The sequence below is a fragment of the Phenylobacterium sp. genome, from assembly GCF_036563285.1.
GTDB lineage: Bacteria > Pseudomonadota > Alphaproteobacteria > Caulobacterales > Caulobacteraceae > Phenylobacterium.
Genome location: NZ_DATCMR010000010.1, coordinates 196649 through 223344, shown reverse-complemented (window position 1 = coordinate 223344; position 26696 = coordinate 196649). Strand labels below are relative to the sequence as shown.

Sequence of the window (26696 nt, the reverse complement as noted above, 5' to 3'; positions counted from 1 at the left end):
GACAACAAGCTGGCGTTCAACCCGGGTGCGGACTTCGACCACCTGGCGCTCGGCGTCAGCGAGACCGTCACCCTCACCTACACCATGCAGGACGAGCACGGCGCCCAGTCGAGCTCCACCGTGACCCTGACGGTCACCGGCGCCAACGACGGGCCCGTGGCCGTGGCCGACGCCTCTGCCGCGGTCGAGGACGGCTCCGCGGTCACCATCAACGTGCTCGCCAACGACACGGACGCGGACGCCGGCGACAGCAAGACCCTGGTCTCGGTCGACACCACGGGTGCGGTCGGCTCCGTCACCGCCAATCCGGACGGGACGGTTTCCTACAACCCGGGCGGCGCCTTCCAGAACCTGGCGCAGGGGCAGACCACCACGGACACCTTCACCTACACCATGCGCGACGCCGCCGGCGCCGTTAGCACGGCCACGGTGACCGTCACCATCATGGGGACCAACGATGCCCCCAAGGTGACAGGCGCCGTCACCGGCGCGGCCCTGGAAGGCGGGGCTAGCGTGACGCTCAACGCCATCGCCAACGCCTCGGACGTGGACACCGGCGCGGTCCTGGGCGTGGTCAACGTCCCCGCCGCCCTGCCGGCCGGCGTCACCTATGACGGCGCGACCAAGAGCTTCACCCTCAACCCGGCAAACTCCGCCTACGACAGCCTGGCGGTGGGCGAGACCCGCACCGTGACGGTCAGCTACGGTGTCACGGACGGCATCGCCACGACGCCGGCCTCGGTGTCCTGGACCGTCACCGGCGCCAACGACGCGCCGGTCGTGCAGCCCGCCCAGAGCGCGAACCTGCTCACCAACGGCGACTTCTCCGCCGGCGCGACCGGCTGGAGCAACGCGGGGTCTGGCGGCGCCATCGAAGTTCTCTCCGCAGGAACCTACGGCGTCACGGGCATGAGCGGCAACGTCCTCGAGCTCGACGCCAACACCGGCGGCGGCGCGGACGACGTCTCGCAGACCGTGGCCACCCAGCCTGGAACCGCTTACCTGCTGAGCTTCGACACGGCGGCCCGTTCCGGCGTACCCGCGTCGTCCAACAGCTTCCAGGTGCTGTTCAACGGCCAGGTGATCGCCACCTTGAGTCCTTCGTCCACCGCAGCCCAGCACTACAGCTTCGAGGTGGTCAGCAGCGGCTCGACCGGAAAGGTGGAATTCCGGGAGGTCGGCACGAACGACAGCCTCGGGGGCATCATCGACAATGTGTCGCTGCAGGCCACCGGCTTCTCCGAAGCCTCCGGCCAGACGGGCTCCTCGGCGGTCGACAGCTTCGCCCAGACCCTGGCGTTCACCGACGTCGACCTGTCCGACACCCACACGGTCACGGTGGGGGCGCCCAGCGTGACCTACTCGGCCGGTGCGGCTCCTGCCGGGCTTGCCGCGGCCCTGGCCACCGCCATGGCGGTGTCGCTGACCGAGTCGGCCGGCGCGGGCCGGGTGTCCGCTACCTTCGCAGCCACCGACAGCACCTTCGACTTCCTGGCGGCCGGCGAGAAGCTGACGGTGACCTACAACGTCACCGTCATCGACAACCACGGGGGGTCCTCGACCCAGCCCGTGACCGTCGTCGTCACCGGCACGAACGACAAGCCGATCGTCTCAGGCCCCGTCAGCGGCTCGGCCGCGGAGGGTGGCGCCGCTGTCACCCTCAACGCCTTGGCCAACGCCTCCGACGTCGACCATGCTGCGGTGCTGAGCGTGGTGAATGTCCCCGCCACCCTGCCGGCCGGCGTTACCTACGACGCAACCACCAAATCGTTCACGCTCAACCCCACAGATCCGGCCTACAACCAGCTGGCCGCCGGCGTCAGCCAGACCGTGTCGGTTACCTACGGTGTGAGCGACGGCACGGCCACGACGCCGGCGACGGCCACCTGGACCATCACCGGGACCAACGATGCTCCCGTGATCACCGGTCGTCTCATCGGCGACACCGTGGAAGGCGGGCCCAGCCTGGCGTTCAACGCGCTCTCCAACGCCAGCGATCCTGATGGCGACCCCCTGTCCGTGGTCGTGTTCTCCTCGCCGCTGCCCGCCGGGGTGTCTTACAATCCGGCGACGAACACCTTCTCGTTCGACCCGACCCACATCGCCTACAACAGCCTCTCGCAGAGCGAGGCCACTACGGTATCCGTCCAGTACGGCGTCTCCGACGGCGCCGCCGTGACCGGAGGCGCCGTCACCTGGACACTGCGGGGCACGAACGACAATCCGATCGCGCAGGCCGACAGCCGCTCCACCAGCGAAGACGCCAGCATCACGATCAATGTCCTCGCCAACGACAGCGACCCTGACAACCTGGACACCGTGACGCTCTCGAGCGTGCAGTCGACCAGCGCACGCGGCGCGGCAGTCACGATCGTCAACGGGCAGGTGGTCTACAACCCTACCGGCTCCGCACAGCTGCAGGCGCTCAACAACGGGCAGAGCGTCGTCGACACCTTCACCTACACGGTCACCGACAGCTACGGCGGGACCGCGACCCAGACGGTGAACGTCACGGTGAACGGCGTCACGGACTTCGGTGCGGCGAACGACACGGCGGCCACCGGGGAGGACAACCGGATCTACATCGACGTGCTCGGCAACGACACGGGCGCCGGCCTCACGGTCATCGGCCTGAACGGCGGCGGCACGACGGGCACCAGCGCCCAGGGGGCGGTCATCCAGGTCGCCAACAACCAGGTGTTCTACAACCCGCAGAACGCGGCGGCCCTGCAGGCGCTCAACGACGGCCAGTCCCTCACCGACACCTTCACCTACACGGTGCGGGACTCCTCAGGGAACACCAGCACGGCGACCGTCACGGTCACCGTCGCCGGGAACAGCGGCGGCATCGTCAACAGCGGCATCACCGCCACGATGGGCTTCAACAGCGCCGCCAACGGGTCTGCTCCCCTGTCCCACACCGAGGGGGGTATGACGGTGCAGTCGTTCTACGACCCCAGCGCGGGTCCGCACGTGCACTTCGGCAACTACGGCGGCGACGCGACCATGGACCTGATGAACCACAACGGCTGCTGCTCGACCCCCTACGAGTTCCGGTACTTCAACCCGGACAACGCCGACACGACGTTCTCGGTGAACGGGTTCCAGAACATCGTGGGCACGGGCACCTGGATTACCTCCAAGGGCTCCCTGGTCATCAGCCAGATCGGCTACGTGGACCTGAGCAACAACCCGATCTTCCAGGACATCGAGTGGCTGCGCTGGGACACGAGCTCCTCCCAGAACGCCATCGATAACTTCAGCTTCGATGCGTAACTGCGTACTTCGACCACAGTGACTTCAACTCAGCCCCGGCGCACAGCCGGGGCTGAACTTGTTTGGCGGCGGGACAGATGAATCCGACAGTGAATGGCGCCCAGGACTGCCGCGTCTGCGCCGCCATCCGGGCGTGCAGGGACGGAGTCATCGCCGTCGGACTGTTCAGCTTCTTCGAGAACCTGCTCCTGCTGGCAGCTCCACTGTACATGATGCAGGTCTACGACCGGGTGCTGGCGAGCCGCAGCGGGCCCACCCTGCTCTACCTGACGCTCATCACTGGCTTTGCGCTGGCGACCCTGGCCGTACTCGACTACGCCCGCACCCGCCTGCTGGCGCAGATGGGTGGCTGGATCGACCGGCGCCTGGCCCCCGGGCTCTTTGTCCGGGCCGTCCAGAGCCGCCTGCGCAACCGCAACTACGGCCCAGAGGCGCTGGGCGACCTGGCCGCCCTGAGGGGCTTCGTCACCGGACCGGGCATGGTCGCCCTCTTCGACCTGCCCTGGACGCTGATCTTCATCGTCGCCGCCTTCCTGCTGCACCCTCTGTTCGGCCTGCTCGCCATCCTCACCTCCGCCGTCCTGCTCGGCCTGGCGCTGGCGGGGGAGCTCCTCACCCGCGAGCCGGCGCTTCGGGCGGGTGAGGCGACGTTCATGGCCCGCCGTCAGCTGGACGCCACCATCCGCAATGGTGAGGTGATCGAGGGCATGGGCATGATCGAGGCGGTCGGCGCCCGCTGGGGGGCGGCGCAGGAGCGCGCCTCGTCGCTGCAGGACCAGACGCTCGAGCGGGCCAGCGGCGTGGCCGCGGCCACCAAGTTCGTGCGCCTTGCTGTGCAGACCCTGGTGCTGGCGCTGGGCGCCTACCTGGTCATGCAGCGCGAGACCAGCGGCGGGGCGATGATCGCAGCTTCCATCCTCCTCTCGCGGGCCTTCGGCCCGCTGGAGCAGGTTATCGGCGGGTGGCGCAACATCATCGGCGTCCGCTCGGCGGTCCTGCGCCTGAAGGCCTTCGCCCTGGAGCCGGAATACCGTCCTGACGCCATGACGCTGCCGCCGCCGGCCGGCGCCCTGGCCGCCGAGGGTCTGGTGTACCGCACGACCCTGGCCGCACCCCTGATCCTCAAGGGGCTCAGCTTTGGCCTGCCTGCAGGGGAGACGCTGGCGGTGGTCGGTCCCTCCGGCGCCGGCAAGTCCACCCTGGCCCGGCTCATGGTGGGAGCCATTCCGCCGACGGCGGGCCTCGTCCGTCTCGACGGCGCGGACGTCTTCGCCTTGCCGCGCGCTTACGTCTCCCGTCACGTGGGGTACCTTCCCCAGGACGTGGAGCTGTTCGGGGGCAGCGTGGCCGAGAATATCGCCCGCCTGGGCGAGATCGACGCCGAGGCGGTCGTGGAGGCCGCCCAGCTTGCCGGCGTCCACGAGCTGATCCTGCGCCTGCCGCGGGGCTACGAGACCGAGATCGGCGACGGCGGCCAGCACCTGTCGGGCGGGCAGCGGCAGCGCATCGCCCTGGCCCGCGCCGTCTACCGGCGTCCCAGGCTCGTCGTCCTGGATGAACCGAACTCCAACCTCGACGGAGACGGCGAGGCGGCCCTGGCGGACGCCGTCCAGCGCCTGAAGGCGGCCGGCAGCACGGTGGTCCTGATCACCCACCGGGCGGCCCTGCTGGAGCGCGCGGACCGCATCCTCATGCTCCGCGACGGCGAGATCGGCGCCTACGGTCCCCGTGACGAGGTGCTGCAGGCGCTGATGCCGCGTCCCCAGCCCCGCCCGCAAGTCGTCCGCGTGCAGCAGTAGTGACCATGTCCCAGCAGACCACCCACAGCCTCCCCGCCGCCGCCATCTGGGGCGAAGGCTCCGAGCGGCCGCCGCTGGGCCGGCCGCTCCTGATAGGACTGGCCGCCATCGCCGTCTTCTTCGGCCTGTTCGGCGGCTGGGCGGTGTTCGCCGAACTGTCCAGCGCGGCCGTCGCGCCCGGAGCGATACGCGCCGAGAGCCACCGCAAGACCGTGCAGCACCTGGAAGGCGGGATCATCAGGACGATCGCCGTGAAGGAAGGCCAGTGGGTCAAGGCCGGCCAGCCGCTCATCTACCTGGACGACACCCAGACCTCGGCCATGGCCGACCTGGTGGGCGACGGCTACGCGGCCCTGAGGGCGCAGGAAGCCCGCCTCGTCGCCGAGCGGGACGGCCTCGAACGTATCGCCTTCCCGCAGGAGCTTCTCGCCCGCAGCGGCGACCCGGACATAGCCAAGATCCTCAAGGGCCAGCAGATGCAGTTCCGGGCCCGGGGCGCGGACCTTGGCGGGCAGATGGCGGTGCTCGAGCAGAAGACGGCGCAGCTGAGGGCCCAGGTCTCCGCCTACGAGGCCCAGCTGCAGGCCTCGGACCGCCAGATGCGCCTGGTCGAAGAAGAGCTGGAAACCACCAAGGGCCTGCTGGAGAAGGGCCTCACCACCAAGCCCCGCTATCTGGCGCTGGAGCGCGCCCTTGCCCAGCTGCAGGGGCAGCGCGGAGACCAGGCGGCCCAGATCGCCCGCACCCGGGAAGCCATCGCCGAGGCGCAGCTCCAGCGCGCCAACCTCGGCCGCTCCGAAACCAAGGACGTCACCGCCGAGCTGCGCGACGTCCAGAACAGGCTCATGGAGATCGGCGACCGGGTCCGCTCGGCCAGCGACATCCAGCAGCGCACCGTCATCACCGCTCCGCAGACCGGCCGCGCCACCAACCTCAGGTTCGTCACGCCCGGCGGGGTGATCCGCCCCGGCGAGCCCGTCGTGGACATCGTCCCCACCGGCGAGGAACTGGTCATCGACGCCAAGGTCTCTCCCCTGGACATCGACAGCGTCCGGTCAGGGCTCAAGGCCGAGGTTCGCCTTCCCGCCCTCCACCAGCGCGGCCTGCCCATCCTCGAGGGCCAGGTCCAGTCGGTCTCCGCCGACGCGCTCACCGACCCGCGCACCGGCGAGACCTACTACGTCGCTCAGGTCTCCCTGCCCACGACCCAGTTGCCCAAGGCCACCCGCTCGAGCCTTCAGCCCGGGATGCCCGCCGAGGTCTTCATCGTCACCGGCAAACGACGCCCCATCAGCTACCTGACGGAGCCGTTCCGCGACAGCTTCGGGCGGGCCATGCGGGAGGACTAGCCGCAGGGCCCCTCACCCGTCGCCATGCGGAGGACCGCCATGTTCTTGGGGCGGTCCCGCCGGTCAGGTCCGCAGCTTGAGGTCGACATCGGAGGACCCGAGGTCGGCCGTCCCCCGACCTCGCCGATGCGGCCCTGCGGCGGTCGATCGCCAGAGGCTGACGTCGTCACCCTACCCTAGCGGCTTTCGCCGAGAGGCGCCGTCGCCAGGACGGAATTGCTGGGCATCATTCGGAAAAACCGGCTACGGATTAGCTGGCTCGATGCACGCTGGGGGGCGCGGCATGGTCGATTGTCCCGTTTGGCCGCAGATTTGCCAGGCGCCGTGCGGGGCGCCGCCGTCCGGGCGGGCGCGCTAGGCGATGGCTGGCGGCGCCGGTGAAGACGCGCTCGGACACGTCTCCCCTGGCTTTGAGCCGGTCGCAGAAGCCTTTGCCGCGCAGCTCTTGGCTCAAGGCGCCCTGGGCGCGGCCTGCACGATCTACTTGCGCGGGGAAAAGGTCGTCGACCTCTGGGGTGGCTGGAAGACGCGGGAACGGCGCGAACCCTGGACGGAAGACACCATGGTGCTCGGCTACTCCCTTACGAAGGGGGTAACGGGCCTCACCTGCGCCGTGGCCGCCTCGCAGGGGCTCTTCAGCTACGACGAACCGGTAATCGACATCTGGCCGGAGTTCGGGGCTCACGGGAAGCACACGGTCACTGTAGGCCAGCTGCTCTCCGAACAGGCCGGCGTGGCCGCCATCGACATCAGGCTGACGCCCGCGAACATGGGCCGCCAGGACCTGATGGCCAGCGCCATCGCGCGGCAGAGGCCCAACTGGCGGCCAGGGGAGTGGGCCGGGAACCACTCCTACACCCTTGGCTGGCTGGCGAGCGAACTCATCCGGCGGCGCGACCCTTCGAGACGCAGCCTGGGCGCGTTCTTCCGGGAGGAACTGGCGGCGCCGCTGGCCGCCGAATTCTACATAGGGCTGCCGCCCGAAATTCCCCGCGAACGGTTGGCGCGCGTGGACGGCTTCGGCCTCGCCGACCTGGTCACGCGGCACGCCAACATGCCGTGGCGGCTGGTGGTCGACCTCTATCTGCCTTGGAGCCTCAGCTTCCGCGCCCTCAACAACCCCTTGCTCTTGAAGGGGCCCGCCGAGCTCGACGCGGAGCGCTGGCGGGGCATGGAGCTTGGCGCGATCGGCGGCATCGGCACCGCGCGAGCCCTCGCCGCGCTGTACAACGCATTCGCCTGCCCAACTGACGCCCTTCCGCTCGATCCCGCGGTCCTCGCGCTGCTTGCGGAGGGCTTTGCGGCGCCGCGCTGCGGCCGCCTCGACCAGGTGATCAAGGATGAGCTCGTCTATTCCCTCTGTTTCGAGAAGCCCGGCGAGGGCTGGAGGTTCGGGACGCCGGCCGCCTACGGCAGCTTCGCCGTCGGCGGGTCCTTCGCCTTCGCCGACCCGGCCGACGGCGTCGCCTATGCGTGGATGACCAACAGCCTTGGCCTCTACAAGCGCGACGACCCCCGGGAGCTGGCGGTGCGTCGGGCCTTCTACCGCTGCATCAGGAGGACCTGATATGGGTGGGCTACGCTACGTGTGCGTCTCCGACCTCCACCTGGGTGCGGCTTACTCATTGCTGACCCACACCGACGAGGAGGGCCATCTGCGCCCCAAGCTGCCGGGCCGCACCCTCACGGCCCTGGCGCGCGGCCTCAGGAGCACCTTGCCCCGCCTCTCCGGGGAGACGCCCCCAACCCTGGTGCTGATGGGCGACGCCCTCGATCTGGGCCTCTCCAGCGGCCGGGAGGTGAGCTGGGCCTACCTGCGCTTCATCGACGAACTCTTCCCCCCCGGCGTTCCCGAACTGTTCGCGAAGCAGGTGATCTTCCTGCCGGGCAATCACGATCATCATCTCTGGCGGGTGGCCCAGGACGGGCTCTTCCTCGAGGAGATCGCAGCGCTGCCGGAGGCCGACTACCAGCGGGACACCATCAAGCGCACCCTGCTGCTCGAGCCGCCGCGACTGACCTGCGAGCTGCTCACCCGCCTTATGCGCACCCGACCGCACCTTGCCGAGGCCGAGGTCAAGATCGCCTATCCCAACTTGGGCCTGGTGGACCGCGAGGCCAGCCGCGCGGTGGTCCTCCACCACGGCCATTATATCGATGCCATGTACCGCGCCGTCTCGCGGCTTCGGACGTGGCTCACCGGCGGGACCGAGGGCCCGGTGTCGGTGGCGCAGATCGAGGCGGAAAACGGTCCGTGGGTGGACTTCCTCTGGTCGGACCTCGGCGGCGCGGGGGCGCTCGGCCACGCCGCGACGAGCCTCTACGAGACCATGCTGGACGCCGGCGCCGCGCACCGGTTCGCCGACCTCGTGGCGGGACGGATCCTGGCCGCGGGCCGGCCTTACGGCATAGCCTCGGATACCCCGCTCTGGCGGGGGGTCACGGCCGGCGGCCTGGCCAGCGGCCTGATCGAACTCACGCTGGGCCGCGCAGCCGAATCCCAGCGCAACGGCTTCGCGACCGTCATGAACGCCCAGGAGATCGCGGACCTGCGCTGGTACCTCGGGGGACCGGTGGTGAGGGAGTTCCAGGAATGCGCCATGGCGGAGCTCCCTGACGACCTGACCTTCGTCTTCGGACACACGCACAAGCCCTTCCAGGACCAGCTCCAGGTGGACGGATGGAAAAAGCCCGTGACCATCTTCAACACCGGCGGTTGGGTGATGGACCAGCCCACGCTCATGCCCCTGCAGGGCGGGGCCATCGTCCTTGTCGACGACGCGCTCAACGTCGCCTCCCTGCGGCTCTTCAACGACCCCCTCAATGGCGAGATGCCGCCCGTCCGGGCCGAGGGAGCGGGGGGCTTTCACGACCGGACGAACCCGCTGCTCGCCCAGCTCGAGGCCGCCCTCGCGCTCGACAAGGCGGACTGGGGGGCGTTCAGCGCTGAAGCCGAAGCGGCGATCATGAAGCGGTCCGGCATACGCCTCGACCGCGCACTGGACGCTCAGGCGGAGGCCAGGCCATGACCCTGACGCAGCGCATCTCTCGGGACATGACGGCGCTATCTCCGCGCTACGACGTCGTGGTGATCGGCTCCGGCTACGGCGGCGGCGTCGCAGCGTCGCGGCTCGCCAGGGCGGGGCGCAAGGTCTGCGTGCTGGAACGTGGCCGCGAGCTGCGGCCCGGCGAATACCCCAGCCGGCTCGGCAATGCGCAGGGCAGTTTCCAGGTGGACACCGCGAATGGGAAGCTTGGACCGGCCGATGGTCTCTTCCACCTCCACATGGGCGGAGACGTTTGGGCGCTCACGGGGTGCGGGCTGGGCGGCACGTCCCTGATCAATGCGAATGTCGCCCTGGAGATCGAGCCTCGTCTGTTCGAGCTCTCCCCGTGGCCGGCCGCATTCCGGTCCGACCCTGCATTGCTTGCGGAGGCCTACGACCGGGCGCGGCAGATGCTCGCCGCCGTCCCCTACCCGGACGACGCCCCGAGGCTGCCCAAGCTCGCCGCGCTGGAACGCAGCGCCAAGGCGATGGGGGCCAAGTTCTACCGGCCCCCGATCACGGTCAATTTCGAGGACCGGACGAACGCTTTCGGCGTTCCGCAGCCCGCCTGCAACGGATGTGGCGACTGCTGCAGCGGCTGCAACCTCGGCGCCAAGAACACCACCTTGATGAACTACCTCCCGGACGCCGCCAGCCACGGCGCCGAGATCTTCACGCGGACCCGGGTCGACTGGATCGAGCGCGACGGCCCGGAGTGGAAGGTCCACCTGTCGCCCAACGGGCCCAGCGCGCCGGGCGAGCCGACGACGATGGCCGCCGACGTGGTGGTGCTGGGAGCCGGCAGCTTGGGCTCCACGGAGATCCTGCTCTGCTCCCGGGCGCGGGGGCTGCCGCTTTCGGACCAGCTCGGACGGGGCTTCTCGGGGAACGGCGACGTCGTCGCCTTCGGCTATGACAGCTACGCCCTGAAGTCCGCGGAGGCCGGCGCGGACAGCCCTCCGGGCGTGCTCGGCGGGGTCGGCGTGGGGCCGGTGAAGATCGACGCCGGCGCCTACCCGGGTCCGTGCATCGCCGGGGTCATCGACATGCGAGACACCCCTGACGCCAGCCATGGGCTCGTGATCGAGGAAGGGGTGATCCCCGGCTCGCTCGCGCCTGCCCTGCCGCCGGCCTTCTTCTTCGCTGAAGCGCTGGCCGGCAATCCGTCCCAGTTCGGGCCCGCGCAGATGAAGTCGCGGCTGATGGACGCCAAGGCGATGGGCGAGGCGTTCCAGACCAGCCCCGGCAGCCTGGGCGATTGGGCCTACAAGGGGCCGGTCGCGCGCACACAGACATACCTGGTGATGAGCGTGGACGACGCCTCCGGCGTGCTCTCGCTGGCCGACGACCGGCTCCGGATCGAATGGCCGGACGGTGGACGCACCGGCGCCATCGCCCGTGACAACGACGTCCTGCGGCAGGCGGCCCGGGCGATCGAGGCACAGTTCTTCCCCAATCCCCTATGGACCGACCCACTCGGCAAGAGAGTGATCACGGTCCATCCCGTGGGAGGCTGCAGGATGGCCGACGACGCTGCGGATGGCGTGGTGGACGCGCAAGGCCGCGTGTTCTCGGTAACTGCGGGCCAAGACATCCATCCGGGACTCTACGTGATGGACGGCGCCGCCATGCCGGGCGCGGTGGGCGTGAACCCTCTCCTCACCATCACCGCCGTGGCCGAACGGGCCTGTGAACTGCTTGCCAGGGACCGGGGCTGGACCATCGACTACGAGATCGCCCCGACGAAGTCCTACCAGCCGCCGCCCGAGCCAGCCGCCGGCCGGGAGGAGGACCGCCACCGCAAGTCGCTGCTCGAGCGCATGGGCGAGCGCCTGGAAGGTGCGGCGGACGCCGTCGAACACAGGCTCGAGGCTGCGGCGAGGGCGCTCTTCCATGAGGCGACCACCCACCTCAAGGCCGGCGGCGTGGACGTGGCCAAGGCCGTCATCAAGCGGATCATCCACGAGCATCCGGACCTGCTGAGCCCCCAGTTCCAGTTCACCGAGACGATGCGGGGCTGGGTGAGCCTGCGGGACGTTCGGCGCGACACGCCTGCGGCCGCCCGGATCAACGACGACTTCGCCCTGGCGGCCGCCTGGGGAAAGGCCGAGGGCTCCAGCCTTTCGTTCGAGCTCACGGTCCATACCGACGACCTGAACCGCATGATCGCCGACCCGCTGCACTACGCACGTATCTCGGGCGTGGTCGCCTGCCCGGCGCTCTCGGCCAAGCCCATGCCGGTCCGCGAAGGCGCCTTCCACCTGCTGCCAGTTGTCGATGATCTCGTCGAGACCTGGCGGATGACCTACGACATGGTCCTCGAGGGCCCGTCAGGCCCCCTTCGCTTCCATGGGCGCAAGATCCTCAAGCAACGGCCGCAGTCAAATCCCTGGGCCGACGTCACCACGCTCTTCGTCACCCTGCATGCGGGAGAGCACGGCGACGGGCCCCTGGTCGCCCAGGGCATTCTCACCCTGGACTTGGACGACCTGGCGGCGCAGGCCGCCTCTATCCGGCTCGACGTCAAGCACGACTGGGCAGGCAAGGTCCTCGACGAAGTTCCCCAGGCGCGGTCCGCCATCGCCAACGTCTACCTGGCGAAACTCGCCGCCTTCTTCGGACTCACCCTCTTCCGGGCTTATGGCGGGATGCTCGCGGACCTCAGGAATTTCCCGGAGCAGGACGACGCCGTCATCGATGCCGCGGAGCTTGCCGGCGCACCGCTGCGCAGAGTCAGCCTGCCAGACCCGGAAGTCGCCTGGATCGACCACGCGGATGGATTCCGCAACCGCCTCACCCGCTATCGCGGCGGCCACAAGGGACCGGTCATCGTGGCCCCCGGCTTCTCCATCCGAGCCAGCAGCTACTGTATCGACACTGTGGAACAGAATTTCGCCGAAGCGCTGGTGGCCGCGGGCTACGACACCTGGCTGTTCGACTACAGGGCCAGTCCGGATTCAGGCAGCCCCGCCGATCCGCCGCAGCCGTTCACCGTGGACGATATCGCCCTCCTCGACTGGCCCGCGGCCGTGGCGAAGGTCCGCAGCCTCACCGGCGCCCGCGACGTGCAGGTCGTCAGCCACTGCGTCTCCTCGATGTCGCTGCTCATGGGGCTCTCGCACGGCGCGATCGAGGGGGTGCGGTCAGCGATCAGCTCTCAGCTCACGCTCCATCCGGTCACCGACTGGCTGAACTACGTCAAGGCCGACTTGAACACCGTCGGGCTGCTCGAGGGTGTCGGAGAGCTGGGTGGCGTCTTCGACTTCTCCTCGCGCGGCGGCGACGCCGACCACCTGATGGACGCGGTGGCATGGCAAATCCCGGTGCCGGAGGGCCAGGCCTGCAAGAGCCCGACCTGCCGCCGCATCTTCGCAGTGTATGGGCCGAGCTATGACCACGCGCAGCTGAACCACGGCACGCACATCAACCTGGCGGACCTTTTCGGTAGGGTGTCGATCCGGCCATTCTATCATCTGCAGGACATCGTGCGCCGCGGTCGCGCGGTGGACCACACCGGGGCCGACACCTACCTCACCGAGGCCGGCGCGCGCAGGATGGCCCTGCCGATCACCTTTCTCTCGGGAACCGCCAACAGGCTGTTCTACCCGCAGACGGCCCAGCGCACGCGGGCCTGGCTTTCACAGTACAACGACCCGGCTCTGTACAGGCAGCAACTGTTCCCCGGCTATGCGCACATGGACATGTTCATCGGCCGCAACGCCCACCGCGAGGTGTTCCCCTTCATCGTGAAGGAGCTGGACCGCTTCAACTGATCCGCCAGCGCCATCCTCCACGCCGCCCACACGTGCGGGTGCTGCCGCTTAGGGTCTGGACAACGTCAGGTGGCCTCCCGCATCGTGCGACGGGGGACGGCATCCGGCGGGCATGTGCTCTCCAGGCGTTGGGTGGCGCGGCCGGCATGGCCGCGTCGACTGAACAGGAGCGCCGGCCGGGGTGTCAGCATGTCGGACATCTTCCTGAGCTACGCCTCGAAGGACCGGGCGCGGGTGCGAACCCTCGTCGAGCGGCTCCTGGCCGAGGGATTCACCGTCTGGTGGGATCGCGAGATCGGCAGCGGCGCGGCCTGGGATTCGGCGATCGAACATGCGCTGGAGGCGGCCCGCTGCGTCCTGGTCGTGTGGACCGAGGCCTCCATCTCCTCCGACTGGGTGCGGACGGAAGCAAACGAGGCGCGCGAGCGGGGCGTCCTCATCCCCGTGCTTCTCGACGACGTGCGCATGCCCCTCGCGTTCCGCCGGGGACAGGCGCGCAATCTTGTGGGCTGGCCGTCGGACCACGACCGCGCGGAGCTCGAGCAGCTGATCGCGGACATGCGACAGATCCTGCGCGCACCCAAGGCTGCCCAGAGGCTCGCGCGGGAAGAGCGCACCGAGCGCCGTCCCCTCACCGTGCTGCGGATGCGGTTCGCATCGGCGGCCGAAGCGGCTGCGGACCCGGAGGCGCTGGACGACTGGTCGAGCGCCCTGGAGGCGAGCCTGCGAGGCGAGGCGCACAGGTGGGGCGGCGCCGTGGTCCACTTCGAGGCGCAGGGATGCTGCGTCGCCTTCGGGCTCGGCGCCGTATCCGAAGACGGCGAATTGCGCGCCGCCGAAGCGGCCTTCGCCCTCGCCGCCTGCGCCAGGGCCCGCGGTGTGGACCCGTCCATGGGCCTCTCCACAGGGCTGGCCGTCGTCACGCTTTCCCCGGACCCCGAGCAGAGCCGGTTCACCGGTCCGCAAGCCGACGCGGCCGGAGCGCTCGCCCAGCAGGCGGAGCCGGGGCAACTGCTGGTCCCGCCGGCGGTGCAACGGCGTCTCTCACCCTATTTCCTGAGCCGCCCCGCGACCGACGGCGCGTTCGCGCTGCTCGAACGATCCGGAGTCCCCGACCGCTTGGCGGCGGAGGCCCTGCGGGGCCTGTCCCCCCTCCTCGGCCGCCGGAAGGAGCTCGCCGCGCTGGAAGCCGCGCTCGCCGAGACCCTGCAGGGGCAGGGCCACGCGGTGAGGCTCAACGGGGACGCGGGCATCGGCAAGAGCCGGCTGGCCCACGAGCTCAGAATCCTGGCGGAGGACACCGGCTGCCTCTTCCTGCAGACGCGCTGCCGGGCGCATGAGCAGGCGAGGACGCACGGCCCTTTGAGCGACATGCTCCGCGAGGTGCTGCGACTGCATGATGTTCCGCCTGCGGACGTGGAGTCGGAAGCGCTCAGCCGGTTGCGGGCCATCGACCCAGGGCTCGAGCCTTACCTTCCGCACCTGCTCCACCTGCTCTCCATCGCCAGCGACCAGCACAGGCTGCCGGCCTCCCTTGAGGGGATCGGCCTCAGGAGGGCCTTGCGCGACGCGCTCGTGGCCGTCGCCACCCTCGCGTCCCGCACGACGCCGCTCGTGCTCGTCTTCGATGACTGGCAATGGGCGGACGAGGCTTCGCGCGAGGCGCTCGTGCAGCTTGCGGAAAGCTGCGCGGTGCATCCGCTGATGTTGCTGGTTTGCGCCCGCCCGGAAGCTGGTGCGGACTGGCCGGCCCTTCCCCATTGCCTCCAGATCATGCCCAGGCCCCTCACTGTGGCGGAGGCCTCCGAGCTCTTGCGGGGCCTCAGCGGCGCGGCCGAGATCGACGAGGGGCTCCCTGCACGGATCCACACCCAGACCGACGGCGTCCCGCTGTTCGTCGAGGAGCTTGCGCGCGCCTTGCTGGACGAAGGACGGCTGTCCGTAGTGGGGGGCCGCCTGGTCGCCGGGGGCGGCCAGGAGGGCGCGGACCTTCCCGCCAGCGTGGAGGCGGTTATCCGCTCGAGGCTGGACCGGCTCGATGAATCCGTCTTCGAGATCCTCCGGACCGCCTCCGTGATCGGCCGCCAGTTCCTGAAACGCGACCTTGTGAAGCTCCATGGCCACGAGGAGACGGTGACCGTGGCTCTGACGTCCGCGGTGGCCCAGGGGCTGATACAGCAGACCCGCGTCGTACCCGAGCCGGAGTACCGCTTCCGCCACCACCTGACGCAGCTGGTCGCCTACGAGAGCCTGCTCCTGAAGCGACGCCGCGAGCTGCACCGTAATCTGGCCAAACACCTCGAACAGCATCATGCGCAGGACCTCGCGCCGATGGCGGAGGTGCTTGCGCACCACTTCCGCCAGGCCGGGCTGGGCGCCGAGGCGGCGCCCTATCTCCTGCAGGCAGGCAGTCGCGCCGCGCGCAACGCCGCGATGGGCGCCGCGAGGCTGTTGTTCGCGGAAGCCGTGGACCTGATCGCCGCCCTTCCGCCCAGCCCCGAGCGCGACACCCGCCTGATGCAGGCTTACGTGGCGCTGGGAAACGCCTCCGTCCTTGTGCTCGGGTACGCCCACCCCGAGGTCCAGAGGATCTACGACGAAGCCCGGCGGCTCGGCCGACATGGCAGCGGCGAAAGCCAGATGGCGAACCTCTGGATGCTGTGGCGCTACTACTACAACCGGGCGCTCAGCAACGAGGCGGGCGAGTTCGCCGGCATGATGATGTCGCTGGCTGCGGAGTCGCCGGACCCGGGACTTGGCCTCACCGCCCACGCGGCGCAGGGGGTGATCGAATATCTCTCCGGGCAGCCCGACCGCGCCCTCGTCACGCTGGAGGCCGGTCTGGCCCTGTCGCGACCTGAGACTGAGCGCGAGCTCGCCCTGCAGCTCGGCACCTCCCCGACCGTGCAGGCCTGGATCTTCCGCGCCCTCTCCCTGGTGGCGGTGGGCCGCACCCGGGAGGGAATGCAGGCGTTCGACACCGCAGCCGACCTGGGGCGGAGCCTCGAACACCCGGTCTCGGAGTTGCTGGCCCTGGGATATCTCCACGGCACGCTCCTGAAGCTGGAAGAGCGGGGGCGGGCGGCCGACGTCACCGCCACCATGATGACCATCGCCAGCCGCCACGAGCTGCCGCACTGGCAGGCCCACGCCCTGATGAACCAGGGGGAGGACCTGATCGAGGCCGGAGACCTGACTCGCGGTCTGCCGCTCTTCCGCCGCACCACCGAAGGCGTGAACGCCATGGGGGTCGCCCTGGTGATGTTCGAGCCGTTGATGCGCTTCGCCAGGCTGGCGCATGCCGCGGGCCGAACGGACGAGGGGCTGGCGATCCTCGCCCAGGCCGACGAGCTGATCCAGCGCGGAGACACCCGTTACCTGGAGGTCGACCTGATCGCCCTTAGGTTCGAGATGCTCTGGTCACGCGACCGCAACGCGGCGCTCGCGGAAGCCGCCCGGGGCTTCGCCCTCGCGGACCGCGCCCGGTCGCGCTTCCATGGGCTGCGGCTCGCTGCGGAAGTCGCCTCACGGCTCGCCGAAGCCGGCCGGCCGGACGAGGCGCTGGCCCTGCTGACGCCCCGGTGGAACACCATCGCGCCGGAGGATCGCGGCCCGGCGATCTATGGTCGGATGGGGGTGTTGATCGACCACCTCCGGAGCCGTGTCGCGGAGCGCAGTCGGACATGAGCCGCGCGAGCTCCTGGCCCCCTACCCTCTCCACCTGAAGCGGGGCCCCGTACCTTGGCGAAGGGTGGAAGGCTGCAGTTGACCTCCCGCGGATAGTTGAACACCGTTCTCCAGGCAGCTGGTGAGCTGCGCGGCAGCCCGCCGGCGCCGCGGACGCACCGCATTCGCTAAGATCGAAAAAGGGGGAGGTCGTGACCACAGAACTGCAGATGCTGACCTGGTCCGTTGTCCTGACACTCATTCAGGTGGTGGTAACCGTATTGCTGGCGACCCGGCAGGTCGGGCTTCCGGCATTGGCGGGTAACCGGGAGGGGATGGCAGAGCTCAGCGGAATGGCTGGGCGCTCGGCCCGAGCCCACCGCAACATGCTCGAGAATCTCGTGTTGTTTGCAGCCTTGGCCCTGACGGTCGTGGTGACCGATCGCTCCAACACCCTGAGCGCGGCCGGCGCTCAACTCTTCTTCTGGGGCCGGGTCGCCTACTTTCTTGTGTACACGGCCGGACTTCCTTGGATCCGCACCGCCACCTGGGGCGTATCCGTCGCAGGGCTGGTGGTCATGCTCCTGCAGCTGATCCCGTGATCGCCTGCCCGCCAGGATCAGCCACGATGCAGTGAACTGCCCGACGCCTCCGCGCCCTGCTGGAGCGACTTGTGGCGGGCCCGCCGGGATCGACCTGGCCGCGCGAGGGGCTGCGGCGGGTCGCAACCGGACCTCGGCGACGTCACGAACGGTCGGAGTCCGCTCGTAGGCCGTCAAAGTAAGGAGACACGCTTCTCGGGGGTTTGCTCTTTCGGTCGCGCGGCCACTAAACGGCGGGGCCGGGGAGCGCCGGCAGCGGCGCGTCGATCCAGCAGGACAGGCCTTCCGGCTCAAAATCCAGTCGCACTGTGCCGTTCAGCTCGTTAGCCAGCCCGCGCTCGATCATGCGCGTGCCGAAGCCGCGCGATTTCGGCGGGTCCACGCGCGGGCCGCCGCGTTCGCTCCAGCTCATCTGAAGGCGAGGCTCACCTTTGGGATCCGTCGCCGTCCAGCGCACTTCCACACGCCCCGCCTGGGCGGAGAGCGCGCCATATTTTAGCGCGTTCGTGCAGAGCTCGTGGACGGCCAGCGCCACGGAGACAGCAGTCTGAGGCGGGAGCAGAAGCTCCGGACCGGAGGTGTGCACCCGCGCAGCCGCCGGCCCCAACGCTGCGTCGGTCGCTGAGGTGACCACCTGGCTTATCTCCGCCGACTCCCAGCTTCTACGGGTGAGCAGGTCGTGCGCCGCGGATAGGGACTGAATGCGCGCCTCGAACACTTCACGAGCTGCCCCGGCATCCTCGCCGCGGCGGTAGGAGGTGCGAGCGAGGCCTTGCACGATGGCGAGCGTGTTCTTCACCCGATGGTTCAGTTCATTGATCAACAGCCGTTGCTGTTGCTCCCAGCGCTTCCGCTCGGTGACGTCCAGCACCACGCCGCGAGAGCGCAGAACCCTTCCCTCCTGGTCGCGTACGTATTCGCCAAGCCCTTCCACCCACCTCACGGTACCGTCCGGGAGCAGGAGTCTCAGCTCCCAGCGGAAGTTCTGTTTTTGCAGGTCGGCAAGGTCGCTCACGGCCTGCGCCACAATCTCCGCCGCGTCGTCCGGGTGATAGCGCGAGCGGATGTCCGCAAGGGTGAGGGTATGACCCGGCGGGAAGCCATACAGCTCCGCCAGGCGGGGGGACGGCCGCATGCGGCCGGCCAGGTGGTCGAAGTCGAATATAGCCAAGGCGCCGGCGTCGAGCGCCGCCTTAAGGTCGGCCTCGCGCTCACGGAGCGACTCCTCGGCGGTCTTGCGGTCGGTGATGTCCAGCAACACACCGACGGTGCGGATGGGGTTCCTGGCCTCGTCGAGTACGATCTCTGCGCGGATGAGGAACCAGCGCAAATCACCGTCCGGGCGGTAAAAGCGGTACTCCGCGTCGATGAAACGCTCGCCGTTCTGCAGCGCCCGAGCGCCGATGGCGGCAAGTCGCTCCTGCTCCCCGGGATAGTATCGGGACCGCAGGTCTGCCAAGTCGAGCTCAGCGTCTTCGGGATAGCCAAGGATGCGATTGAGCTCGGGTGAGCTGGTGATCGTGCCGGCGACCGGATCGTGCTCCCAGACCGCCATCCGCCCCGCCTCGACGGCGAGGCGCAAGCGCGCCTCGCTCTCCGCCCTTGCGAGCTCTGCGCCGCGACGTTCGGTGACATCCATCGAGATCCCGACCACGCGCAACGGCTGCCCCGCGTCGTCTCTCTCGGTCACACGACCAAAAGCTTCCAGCCAGCGAAGCTCTCCGCCCCGAAGCATGCGCACCAGCACGTGGCCCTCGCCCGCGGGGAGGCTCGCATTCCACTGCTGGAAGTAGGCCGCTCGGTCCTCCGGATGGATGTGCCTTATCCACTCGTTCGTAGAGGCCGGCGACTGTAGCTCGACTCCGACAAGGTCGCGGGTCGCCTTCGGATCGCTCCAGTAAGTGAGGCCGGCGCGGAGGTCGTGCTCCCAGGTCACCGCGCTCGCCACCCGCTGGGCCAGGCGCAGCCGCTCCGTCAGCTCACGAGAGTCGCGTTCGGCGCGGCGACGCTCGACGGCGGTGCGGGTGCGCTCGGCCACCTCGCGAATGAGGGCAAGCTCATCGTCCGTCCATTGCCGCGCGCGCTCGTGGTTCAGGTAAAGCAGAGCCACGAACCCGCCCTGCTCCGTCACAGGCATGTTCACGACTGCCTGAGCGCTGATCGCCTTCAAGGCTGCGGCCGTTGCGGCCGTGCGCGGGTCCTCCTCGGCGTCGGCGAAAACCACCGTCTCCCCGCGCTTCAGGTCCTCGATGTAGGATCCGTAGTCGCGGAAGTGCAGGGTGCCGGCCAGGCTCTGGATCCCGGGCGCATTCCAGTCCCGGTCGATGGTTATAGTCTCGTCGGCGACGTTGATGGTCCCGTAGCCCGCGCGGCTGACGTTAAGCGCCCGCCCCAGGAGCTCCGCCGCGGCGTAGGAGATCTCCGCCGGCTCCTCCAGGTCACGGATGCGGTCGCTAAGCTCGATAAGCAGCGCTTGGCGTCGCTGGGTCGCCTCCAGCGCTCGGTGGCTGGAGTAGGCGTGGGTGACGTCGTGCCCTTCCACGAAGATGCCCATGGTGAGGCCGTCTTCGTCCCTGATGGGCGCATAGATGAAATCGACGAATCTCTGCTCGGGCGGGGCTCCAGCCGCGCGGGCAAGCAGCACCGGGACGTGGCTGGCGGTGTAGCGCTCGCCCGTCCTGTAGACCTGGTCCAGAAGCTCGAAATAGCCCTGGCCCTCGATCTCCGGCAACACGGCCCTTACCGGACGACCGACGTAGTCGCGTTCACCCGCAAGGGTCACGTAGGCGCGGTTCACGAAGGCGAAGACGTGCTCCGGCCCCTGCAGCACGGCGATGAAGCCCGGCGCCTGGTCGAAGATGCTGTGCTGTAGCATCGGCAACAGGTCCGGGGCCGCAGGCGCTGCCTCGGGGCGGCCCGCCACGCACACGTCGAGGCACTTTGAATCCATCTCGCCCCCGCTCGAACGAAGCTTAACTGTTGGTGGCGCGAATTGGTTCCCGTCCAGCGCAATACCCCTCTGGCAGGAGCGGGAAGGCGGAGCGCGCGTACTCGATCACCGTCCATGGGCGACGGACCTGATCGTAATCATCGCTGTTGGCTAGTGCTTGAGAGGCATGTCCGGCACGTCCTGGTTTTCACGATGTCCCACGCGCTCGAACTCAGGCCTGGAAAACCTCCGTGCTCACGGCGGATGGGCATGCCGCCGAAACGTCCAGTCTCACTGTGTCACACTCGCCCTGGCCTTTCGCCAGGGCCTTCCTTTTTGATGGGGGCGGGAACAGCCGATTGTAGCGCCTCGTTGACGCGCGTCAGACCTGGCTGGACGCGACAATGACCCAACTACCGCTAGCACGTTCGATAACGACCTGGCTGTCGTTGGCCGTTCTCGGCGCGTCGGCCTACCTCCTGTGGAGCTGGCACCAGGGCGAGTGGGTGCGGGACGCCGCGGGCGACCTCATCCGGGCGCGGGATGACTGGCGGCTCTGGCTTGGCGGCGCGGGTCTGCTTTGGTCGCTGCTCGGCCGCAGCCTGCTCCTCCCAATCCTTACCCGGAAGGACGAGGTTCCCACCCGCGCCGAGCGCGGCGATGGCGAGATGATCGCAAGCCCGACGGGTTCAAGGCTGTACGTAGAGCAGCACGGTTCGCAGCACGCGCCCCCCATCATCTTCACCCACGGCTGGGGGATGGACAGCACCTTCTGGCGCTACGCCAGACAGAATCTTTCCGGGCGTTTCCGGCTGATCCTCTGGGACCTTCCTGGCCTGGGCAAATCCAGGGCGGGCCACGGCGGCGTTTCCCTCGAGGCGTTCGCAACCGACCTGGCGGCTTTGATCGAACTGGCCGGACCCAAGCGCCCCGTGCTTGTCGGGCACAGCATCGGCGGCATGACGATCCAGACCCTGCTGCGGGACCGGCCGGAGCTCGAAAGCCGGATCGCCGGCGTGGTGCTGCTGAACACCACCTACACCAACCCACTGCGCACCATCGTACTGAGCCGGTTCCTCCGCGCAATCCAGCGTCCACTGCTAGAACCGGGGGCGCGGCTCACCGTCCTGCTTCATCCGCTGATATGGCTCATGCAGTGGCAGAGCTACCTCAGCGGCTCGGCGCATCTGGCCCATCGGCTGGGGTTCGGGCGCTACGTCACCCGCTCCCAGCTCGAGCACACGACGCTGCTGTCGGTGCGCAACCCGCCGGCCGTGCAGGCCAAAGGCACGCTGGCCATGTTCCGTTGGGACGCCACTGGCGCCGTCGGCCGCTCGAGCCTGCCGATCCTGGTGATCGGCGGCGACAGGGATATCGTCACCAAGCTCGAAGCCAACCGGAGCATCGCCACCGCCGCCGCTGCGGGCGACCTGCGGGTTGTGGAAGGCGTCAACCACATGGGGCCGATGGAGCGGGCCGACCTGTACAACCAGCTTATCGGCGAATTCACGCTGACAGTGCAGCCGGCTGCGGGCGGGGACGTCCGCACGGCACCCACGGGGCTGACGTCCATTCATCGCGAGCCGGTGGAGCAGCTCCAGCGGCCGTCGTCGGGCGCCCTTCGGCCTTGAACGCAGCGGCGACGCAGACGCGCGTGAAGACGGCCGTCGCGGCGGGGCGCCGCGATCAAGCATCGGGCGGGCGCCGAGGCTGAGCCTGCTCCTGACAGGCGTGACCGGCAGCCTCCTGGCGGGCGCCGCCACCGGGCTTGGCGCCTTGCCCCTCCTCCTCGTGCGAAGGATCTCCGCCCCCCTCCAGAACGCCTTCCTGGCCTTCGCGGCCGGCGTGATGCTCGCCGCGGCCTTCTTCTCCCTCCTGCTGCCGGGCCTGAAGGCCGCCGCCGACCTGGGGTTGGTCCAGGTTCCCGCCGCCGCCCTCGTGGGCGCCGCCGTGCTGCTGGGAGCGGCGACGCTGCACCTGCTCAACGCCGTCGCGCCGCACGAGCATTTCGTCGCCGGCCGGCACGGCGCACAGGCTCCCGCCGTCTCGCGGATATGGCTGTTCGTGATCGCCATCACCCTGCACAACGTGCCGGAGGGTCTCGCCGTCGGCGTCAGCTACAGCGCCTCCCTGGAGAACGGCGCCTCCATGGCGCTCGGCATCGGGCTGCAGAACGTGCCGGAAGGCCTGGCGGTCGCCGCCGCGCTGGCGGCCTTCTACCCGCGCGGGACCTCAATCCTGGTGGCGCTGCTCACCGGCCTCGTCGAACCGGTGGCGGCGGCGGCCGGCCTCACGGCGGTGTCCGCAGCGGCCCCCCTCCTCCCCTGGGGACTGGGGTTCGCGGCAGGCGCCATGATCTGGGTCGTCAGCTCGGAGATCATTCCAGAGACCCATGGTGATGAGCGCAGCGGGCTGAGCACCGCAGCCCTGATGCTGGGCTTCGTGGCCATGATGTTCCTGGACGTCACGCTTGGATGAAGCGTGTGAGGTTCAACGGCCTTGCTCCGGCCCGCCGGAGCCCAGACGCCCGAGACCGCCGGAACAAGCTTTGCTGTGGCCCTGCGCGGCGACTCAGAAGCCACTGGCCCACTGGAGGCGCCACCTCCCCAGGGAACACACCTGCCGACCGGGTGTTTTGCAGGGCCTCACGCAAGTCGGGATCGATGCAAATGCCGTCCACCGCCGCCGCCCGGATAAAGCCGCCCTCGATGTTCCTGGCCCTGGCCGAGATGCAGCGCGCGGCGTTCGAATACGCCACCCTGCCGCTGGCCGCCCCGCTCCTGAGCTTCGCGCCGCGCGGCGACGGCCACCCGGTGCTCGTGCTGCCCGGCTTCATCACCGACGACCTCTGGACCGCGCCTCTGCGCCGCTACCTGGAGAGCCTCGGCTACGACACCCATGCGTGGGAGCTGGGGCGCAACCTCGGGCCCCGCTCCATCGGCGCCAACGGCGAGAAGCTTGCGGAGCGCCTGCGCACCATCCACGAGGCCACCGGCCAGAAGGTGAGCCTTGTGGGGTGGAGCCTCGGCGGCGTCATGGCCCGAGAGCTCGCCAGCCACTTCCCCGAACAGGTTCGCCAGGTGATCACCCTGGGTTCGCCCTTCACCGGCGACCCGCGCGCCACCACCGTGGCTCCGGTGTACGAGCGGGTGACCGGCGAAAAGCTCTCCGGCCCGGCCATGGAGCAGCGCCTGCGCGAAGCCTCAGCGCCGCTCGCCGTGCCGGCCACCTCGATCTACAGCAAGAGCGACGGGATCGTGGCCTGGCGCAACTGCATCGACGCCGGCGAGGAGCGGTCGGAGAACATTGAGGTCTACGGCAGCCATTGCGGCCTGGGCGCCAACCCGGCCGCCCTCTTCGCCGTCGCCGATCGCCTGGCCCAGCCGGACGGCGAGTGGACGCCCTTCGACCGATCCGGCTGCCGCGCCGCCTTCTACCCGGCGCCGCCCTCGGCGCACTGACCTCAGGCGCCGCCAGCCCCGCCTGGCTGGCTGCCAGGCCCTGAGGCCGCGGCCTCGCTGCCGGAAGAGCCCTGCCCCTCAGGCTGGCCCGCCACCGGCGCGACCGCCTCGCGGCCAAAGCGGGCGATCAGCTCGCCGATCTCGCGCATCTGGTCCATGCCCCGCTTGCCCTGCTCCTGCAGGTAGCGGTTCTGGATCTCGGTGACATCGGCGATGGACCTGGCCTGGGCGGCCTCCCGCAAGGCGTTGAACGCCTCCCGGGCGTTCTGCTCCGCCTGTTCGATGAGGCGCAGGTTTATCTGGCGGTTGTTCTCCGCCAGCTGCGCGCCCGCGCTGCGCATCCGCTCGCCCGCGTTCTTCATGCCCTCGGTCCAGCGTTCGCCGCCACCCTTGCCGTCTTCCGACATCGTCCGTCCTCCGTTGAAGTTCAGAAAGCCTCGTCGAGGCCGTAGGCCGCGTGCCGCGCGTTCACCCGCGCCACGTCGTGGCTGAGCACCACCAGGTCATAGCTCCGGCCGCTGCGGTCGCGGACGTGGTCCCGAAGCATGGCCTCGGGCGAGAACCCGAGGCCCTCGAAGATGGCGATGGCGCCCTTCTGGTCCACTGTCATCTGGGCGAAGATCTTCTCGCTGCCGGCCGCAAGCGCGAGGGCGAAGGCCTCCTGGGTGAGCAGGGCGCCCAGGCCGCGGCCCCGCATCTCCTCCCCGAGCACGATGCGCAGCTCCGCCACGTGAGGCGACCAGGACAGCGGGTCGCGCACGACGGTGGCGCAGCCCACCACCCTGTCGCCGGCCACCGCCAGGATGCTGGTGAGCGATCCGCCCTCCAGCTCCCGGGCCCACGCCTCCACCACCTTCGGATGGGTGATGTCGCGGCGCAGGAAAAGGAGGTCGTGCTCCGGCAGCGCGCGGGCGAAGCCCAGCACCGCATCGACGTCGGCAGCCTGCATGAGCCGGAAGGCGAGTCGCTCTCCGCCGCATTCCACGTCACGGGGCAGCACGTGAGCAGGACCGAGGTCGTTCATGCGGACCTCGGCGCCAGCCAGGCGTCCAGCCTGGGCCACAGGCGACGCACGGCGTTGGGACCGGCGATGAGGCTCACGTGCCCTCCCTTCAGGACCAGCTGTTCCTTGTCCGTCGAGCCGACCCGTTCGATCAGCTCGCGGGTCGCCTCGAACGGGGCGATGTGGTCGTGCTCGGCGATCGCATGTAGGAACGGGACCTTGATCGCGCCCACGTCCACCCGCCGGCCGCCGATCTCGAGCTCTCCGGTGTAGAGCTTGTTCGCGAAGAACAGCTCCTTGACGATCTGCCGGAAGTATTCCCCGGCCAGCGGCAGGGTCTCCGCGCCCCACCGGTCGAAGGCCCGGTAGGACTTCACGAACTCGTCGTTCCACATGTTGTCCCACACCTGCACCTGCCCCACCGCCTTGCTCACCGGGCGCAGCATCTCGAACGAGGTGGAGATCAGGTCCGCCGGGAGGTTCCCGAAGGTGTCGACGATTGTGTCCACGTCGAAGTGGCGCGGATCGGCCCAGCGATTGAAGAGCCCGTACTTGCTCCAGTCGAAGGGAGTGGTGAAGCAGGCCAGGTTGCGGACCGGACCATCGGCGTGCAGGGCGGCATGGATCAGGGCGAGCACGCCCCCCATGCAGTAGCCCACCAGGCTCACCTCGCGCTCCCCTGAGCGCTCCTGCACCTCCGCCACGCAGCTGGGGATGAAGTCCAGGACATAGTCCTCGAACCGCAGCCGACACTCGTCGTCCCGCGGCGGGTTCCAGTCGATGACGTAGACGTCGTAGCCGCGCTTCAGCAGGAACTCGACGAAGCTTTGGCCCGGCGCGAGGTCGAAGATGTAGCCGCGGTTGGTGGTGGCCATCACGAACAGGATCGGCGTGCGGTACACCTCAGAAACCTGCGGCCGATAATGGTAGAGGCTGAGCGTCCCGCGGTTCAGCACCACATCCTTCGGCGTCACCCCACGGGGAGGTCCGGAGGAGACAAGGTAGTTCCAGCCCTTGATATTGCGCTCGCGGGCGCGCTCCACCTCAACCTGCAGCCGCTCGAGGAGATCGGGGGCGCCGCTCACGACGCGGCGTCCTGCGGCGGCTTGCGGGTCCGCGCCGGCCGCGGGACCGGCGGTGCGGCCGGCGGCGCCGCGCCCCGCGCCACGGACACGATTTCCCCGAAGAGGCGATTCAGCTCCGACAGCTGGGCCTCGATGGAATCGAGCCGCGACCCCAGCTCCCGAAAGTCCGCCCGGCTGGGAAGGTTGTGACGGGTCAGCGCACGTTCGATCGCCTCGCCCTGCAGGGCCTGCAGCCGGGCCATGGCGGCCATGGACTGGTTCATGGCGCGGCTGAACGCCTCGTCGCCGGAAGCCGCGTTCAGGGCCTCGTTGGTCTGCCGCTCCCACTTCTGAAGCGCCTCGCGCCAGAGCTGCATGAAATCGGCGGTCCCCGCCATCCGACGCGCCTCCCAAGGCCGGCGTCTCGGTGGGCCGGCTCCTGAAGGACCAACGCTCCGCCCCAGCCGAAGTTCAGCGGCAACCGCCCGGCCGACGCCGCGAGCCGGACTGAAGATCAGGACGCGAGGGGGGTCAGACCTGTCCCCCCTCAACCAGAAGCGCGTCTAGCCCCGCTGTGACAGACGCAATGGGACCACGGGTCCGCGCGAGCTTCCCAGTGCTCCGCCACGCCCCTCCACCCGGCAGCGGGCCTTTCGAACCTCGGCGCCGGGCGGGAAGCCGTCTTTGCCCCTGGCGCGCCCGGGTCTAGTCTCGGGCGGAAGCGAGT

Annotated in this window: 16 protein-coding genes; 11 read left to right on the top strand and 5 right to left on the bottom strand. The window is 69.3% G+C overall.

What is annotated here, in order from left to right:
- The 8 genes from VIL76_RS10655 to VIL76_RS10620 all read left to right on the top strand — a co-directional run.
- Positions 1-3276: Ig-like domain-containing protein (locus VIL76_RS10655; RefSeq protein WP_332045004.1), on the top strand; the 3276-nt coding region annotated here is incomplete at its 5' end.
- 77 nt (positions 3277-3353) lie between these two features.
- Positions 3354-5075 (top strand): type I secretion system permease/ATPase, encoded by a 1722-nt coding sequence (locus VIL76_RS10650; RefSeq protein WP_332045003.1) that lies wholly within the window; start codon positions 3354-3356, stop codon positions 5073-5075.
- A 5-nt stretch (positions 5076-5080) separates the two neighbouring features.
- Positions 5081-6424: an HlyD family type I secretion periplasmic adaptor subunit gene (locus tag VIL76_RS10645; protein ID WP_332045002.1), complete on the top strand. Its 1344-nt coding sequence runs from the start codon at positions 5081-5083 to the stop codon at positions 6422-6424.
- Between the two features lie 361 nt (positions 6425-6785).
- Complete coding sequence (locus VIL76_RS10640; protein ID WP_332045001.1) at positions 6786-7991, top strand: serine hydrolase domain-containing protein; 1206 nt, start codon at positions 6786-6788, stop codon at positions 7989-7991.
- A 1-nt stretch (position 7992) separates the two neighbouring features.
- Complete coding sequence (locus VIL76_RS10635; protein ID WP_332045000.1) at positions 7993-9453, top strand: metallophosphoesterase; 1461 nt, start codon at positions 7993-7995, stop codon at positions 9451-9453.
- A complete protein-coding gene (locus tag VIL76_RS10630) occupies positions 9450-13244 on the top strand; it encodes a GMC oxidoreductase (RefSeq protein WP_332044999.1) in 3795 nt (1264 codons plus the stop codon). The genes VIL76_RS10635 and VIL76_RS10630 overlap by 4 nt, the downstream gene beginning before the upstream one ends.
- A 189-nt stretch (positions 13245-13433) precedes the next feature.
- A complete protein-coding gene (locus VIL76_RS10625) occupies positions 13434-16931 on the top strand; it encodes a TIR domain-containing protein (protein ID WP_332044998.1) in 3498 nt (1165 codons plus the stop codon).
- Between the two features lie 191 nt (positions 16932-17122).
- On the top strand, positions 17123-17512 hold the full coding sequence (locus VIL76_RS10620) for an MAPEG family protein (RefSeq protein ID WP_332044997.1): 390 nt from the start codon (positions 17123-17125) through the stop codon (positions 17510-17512).
- A gap of 226 nt (positions 17513-17738) precedes the next feature.
- On the opposite strand, the gene VIL76_RS10615 is transcribed toward VIL76_RS10620, so the two are convergent.
- The gene (locus VIL76_RS10615; RefSeq protein WP_332044996.1) at positions 17739-20462 is read right to left on the bottom strand and encodes a PAS domain-containing protein; all 2724 of its coding nucleotides are present in this window, start codon (positions 20460-20462) and stop codon (positions 17739-17741) included.
- Between the two features lie 383 nt (positions 20463-20845).
- On the opposite strand from VIL76_RS10615, the gene VIL76_RS10610 reads away from it, so the two are divergent.
- The 3 genes from VIL76_RS10610 to VIL76_RS10600 all read left to right on the top strand — a co-directional run bounded on the left by VIL76_RS10610 (position 20846) and on the right by VIL76_RS10600 (position 23902).
- Complete coding sequence (locus VIL76_RS10610; RefSeq protein ID WP_332044995.1) at positions 20846-22072, top strand: alpha/beta hydrolase; 1227 nt, start codon at positions 20846-20848, stop codon at positions 22070-22072.
- Positions 22073-22172: 100 nt separating this feature from the next.
- Positions 22173-22919, top strand: a complete 747-nt coding sequence (locus VIL76_RS10605; protein WP_332044994.1) for a ZIP family metal transporter — start codon at positions 22173-22175, stop codon at positions 22917-22919.
- 191 nt (positions 22920-23110) lie between these two features.
- Positions 23111-23902 (top strand): alpha/beta fold hydrolase, encoded by a 792-nt coding sequence (locus VIL76_RS10600; RefSeq protein WP_332044993.1) that lies wholly within the window; start codon positions 23111-23113, stop codon positions 23900-23902.
- A 2-nt stretch (positions 23903-23904) separates the two neighbouring features.
- Here the strand turns inward: VIL76_RS10600 and VIL76_RS10595 are convergent, their stop codons facing one another.
- Genes VIL76_RS10595 through VIL76_RS10580 form a run of 4 tightly spaced genes read right to left on the bottom strand, consistent with a single transcriptional unit; the run spans position 23905 to position 26367 of the window.
- Positions 23905-24309: a phasin family protein gene (locus VIL76_RS10595; RefSeq protein WP_332044992.1), complete on the bottom strand. Its 405-nt coding sequence runs from the start codon at positions 24307-24309 to the stop codon at positions 23905-23907.
- 20 nt (positions 24310-24329) lie between these two features.
- A complete protein-coding gene (locus VIL76_RS10590) occupies positions 24330-24926 on the bottom strand; it encodes a GNAT family protein (protein ID WP_332044991.1) in 597 nt (198 codons plus the stop codon).
- Positions 24923-25990, bottom strand: coding sequence for a PHA/PHB synthase family protein (locus VIL76_RS10585; RefSeq protein WP_332044990.1), 1068 nt, complete (start codon positions 25988-25990; stop codon positions 24923-24925). Before VIL76_RS10585 ends, VIL76_RS10590 begins: the two co-directional genes overlap by 4 nt.
- Positions 25987-26367: a hypothetical protein gene (locus VIL76_RS10580; RefSeq protein ID WP_332044989.1), complete on the bottom strand. Its 381-nt coding sequence runs from the start codon at positions 26365-26367 to the stop codon at positions 25987-25989. Before VIL76_RS10580 ends, VIL76_RS10585 begins: the two co-directional genes overlap by 4 nt.
- Positions 26368-26696: the final 329 nt, after the last annotated feature.

Coding starts and splice junctions, on each gene's coding strand:
- VIL76_RS10650 (WP_332045003.1), top strand. CDS start 3,354: ATGAATCCGACAGTGAATGGCGCCCAGGACTGCCGCGTCTGCGCCGCC.
- VIL76_RS10645 (WP_332045002.1), top strand. CDS start 5,081: ATGTCCCAGCAGACCACCCACAGCCTCCCCGCCGCCGCCATCTGGGGC.
- VIL76_RS10640 (WP_332045001.1), top strand. CDS start 6,786: ATGGCTGGCGGCGCCGGTGAAGACGCGCTCGGACACGTCTCCCCTGGC.
- VIL76_RS10635 (WP_332045000.1), top strand. CDS start 7,993: ATGGGTGGGCTACGCTACGTGTGCGTCTCCGACCTCCACCTGGGTGCG.
- VIL76_RS10630 (WP_332044999.1), top strand. CDS start 9,450: ATGACCCTGACGCAGCGCATCTCTCGGGACATGACGGCGCTATCTCCG.
- VIL76_RS10625 (WP_332044998.1), top strand. CDS start 13,434: ATGTCGGACATCTTCCTGAGCTACGCCTCGAAGGACCGGGCGCGGGTG.
- VIL76_RS10615 (WP_332044996.1), bottom strand. CDS start 20,462: ATGGATTCAAAGTGCCTCGACGTGTGCGTGGCGGGCCGCCCCGAGGCA.
- VIL76_RS10610 (WP_332044995.1), top strand. CDS start 20,846: ATGACCCAACTACCGCTAGCACGTTCGATAACGACCTGGCTGTCGTTG.
- VIL76_RS10600 (WP_332044993.1), top strand. CDS start 23,111: ATGCCGTCCACCGCCGCCGCCCGGATAAAGCCGCCCTCGATGTTCCTG.
- VIL76_RS10595 (WP_332044992.1), bottom strand. CDS start 24,309: ATGTCGGAAGACGGCAAGGGTGGCGGCGAACGCTGGACCGAGGGCATG.
- VIL76_RS10590 (WP_332044991.1), bottom strand. CDS start 24,926: ATGAACGACCTCGGTCCTGCTCACGTGCTGCCCCGTGACGTGGAATGC.
- VIL76_RS10580 (WP_332044989.1), bottom strand. CDS start 26,367: ATGGCGGGGACCGCCGATTTCATGCAGCTCTGGCGCGAGGCGCTTCAG.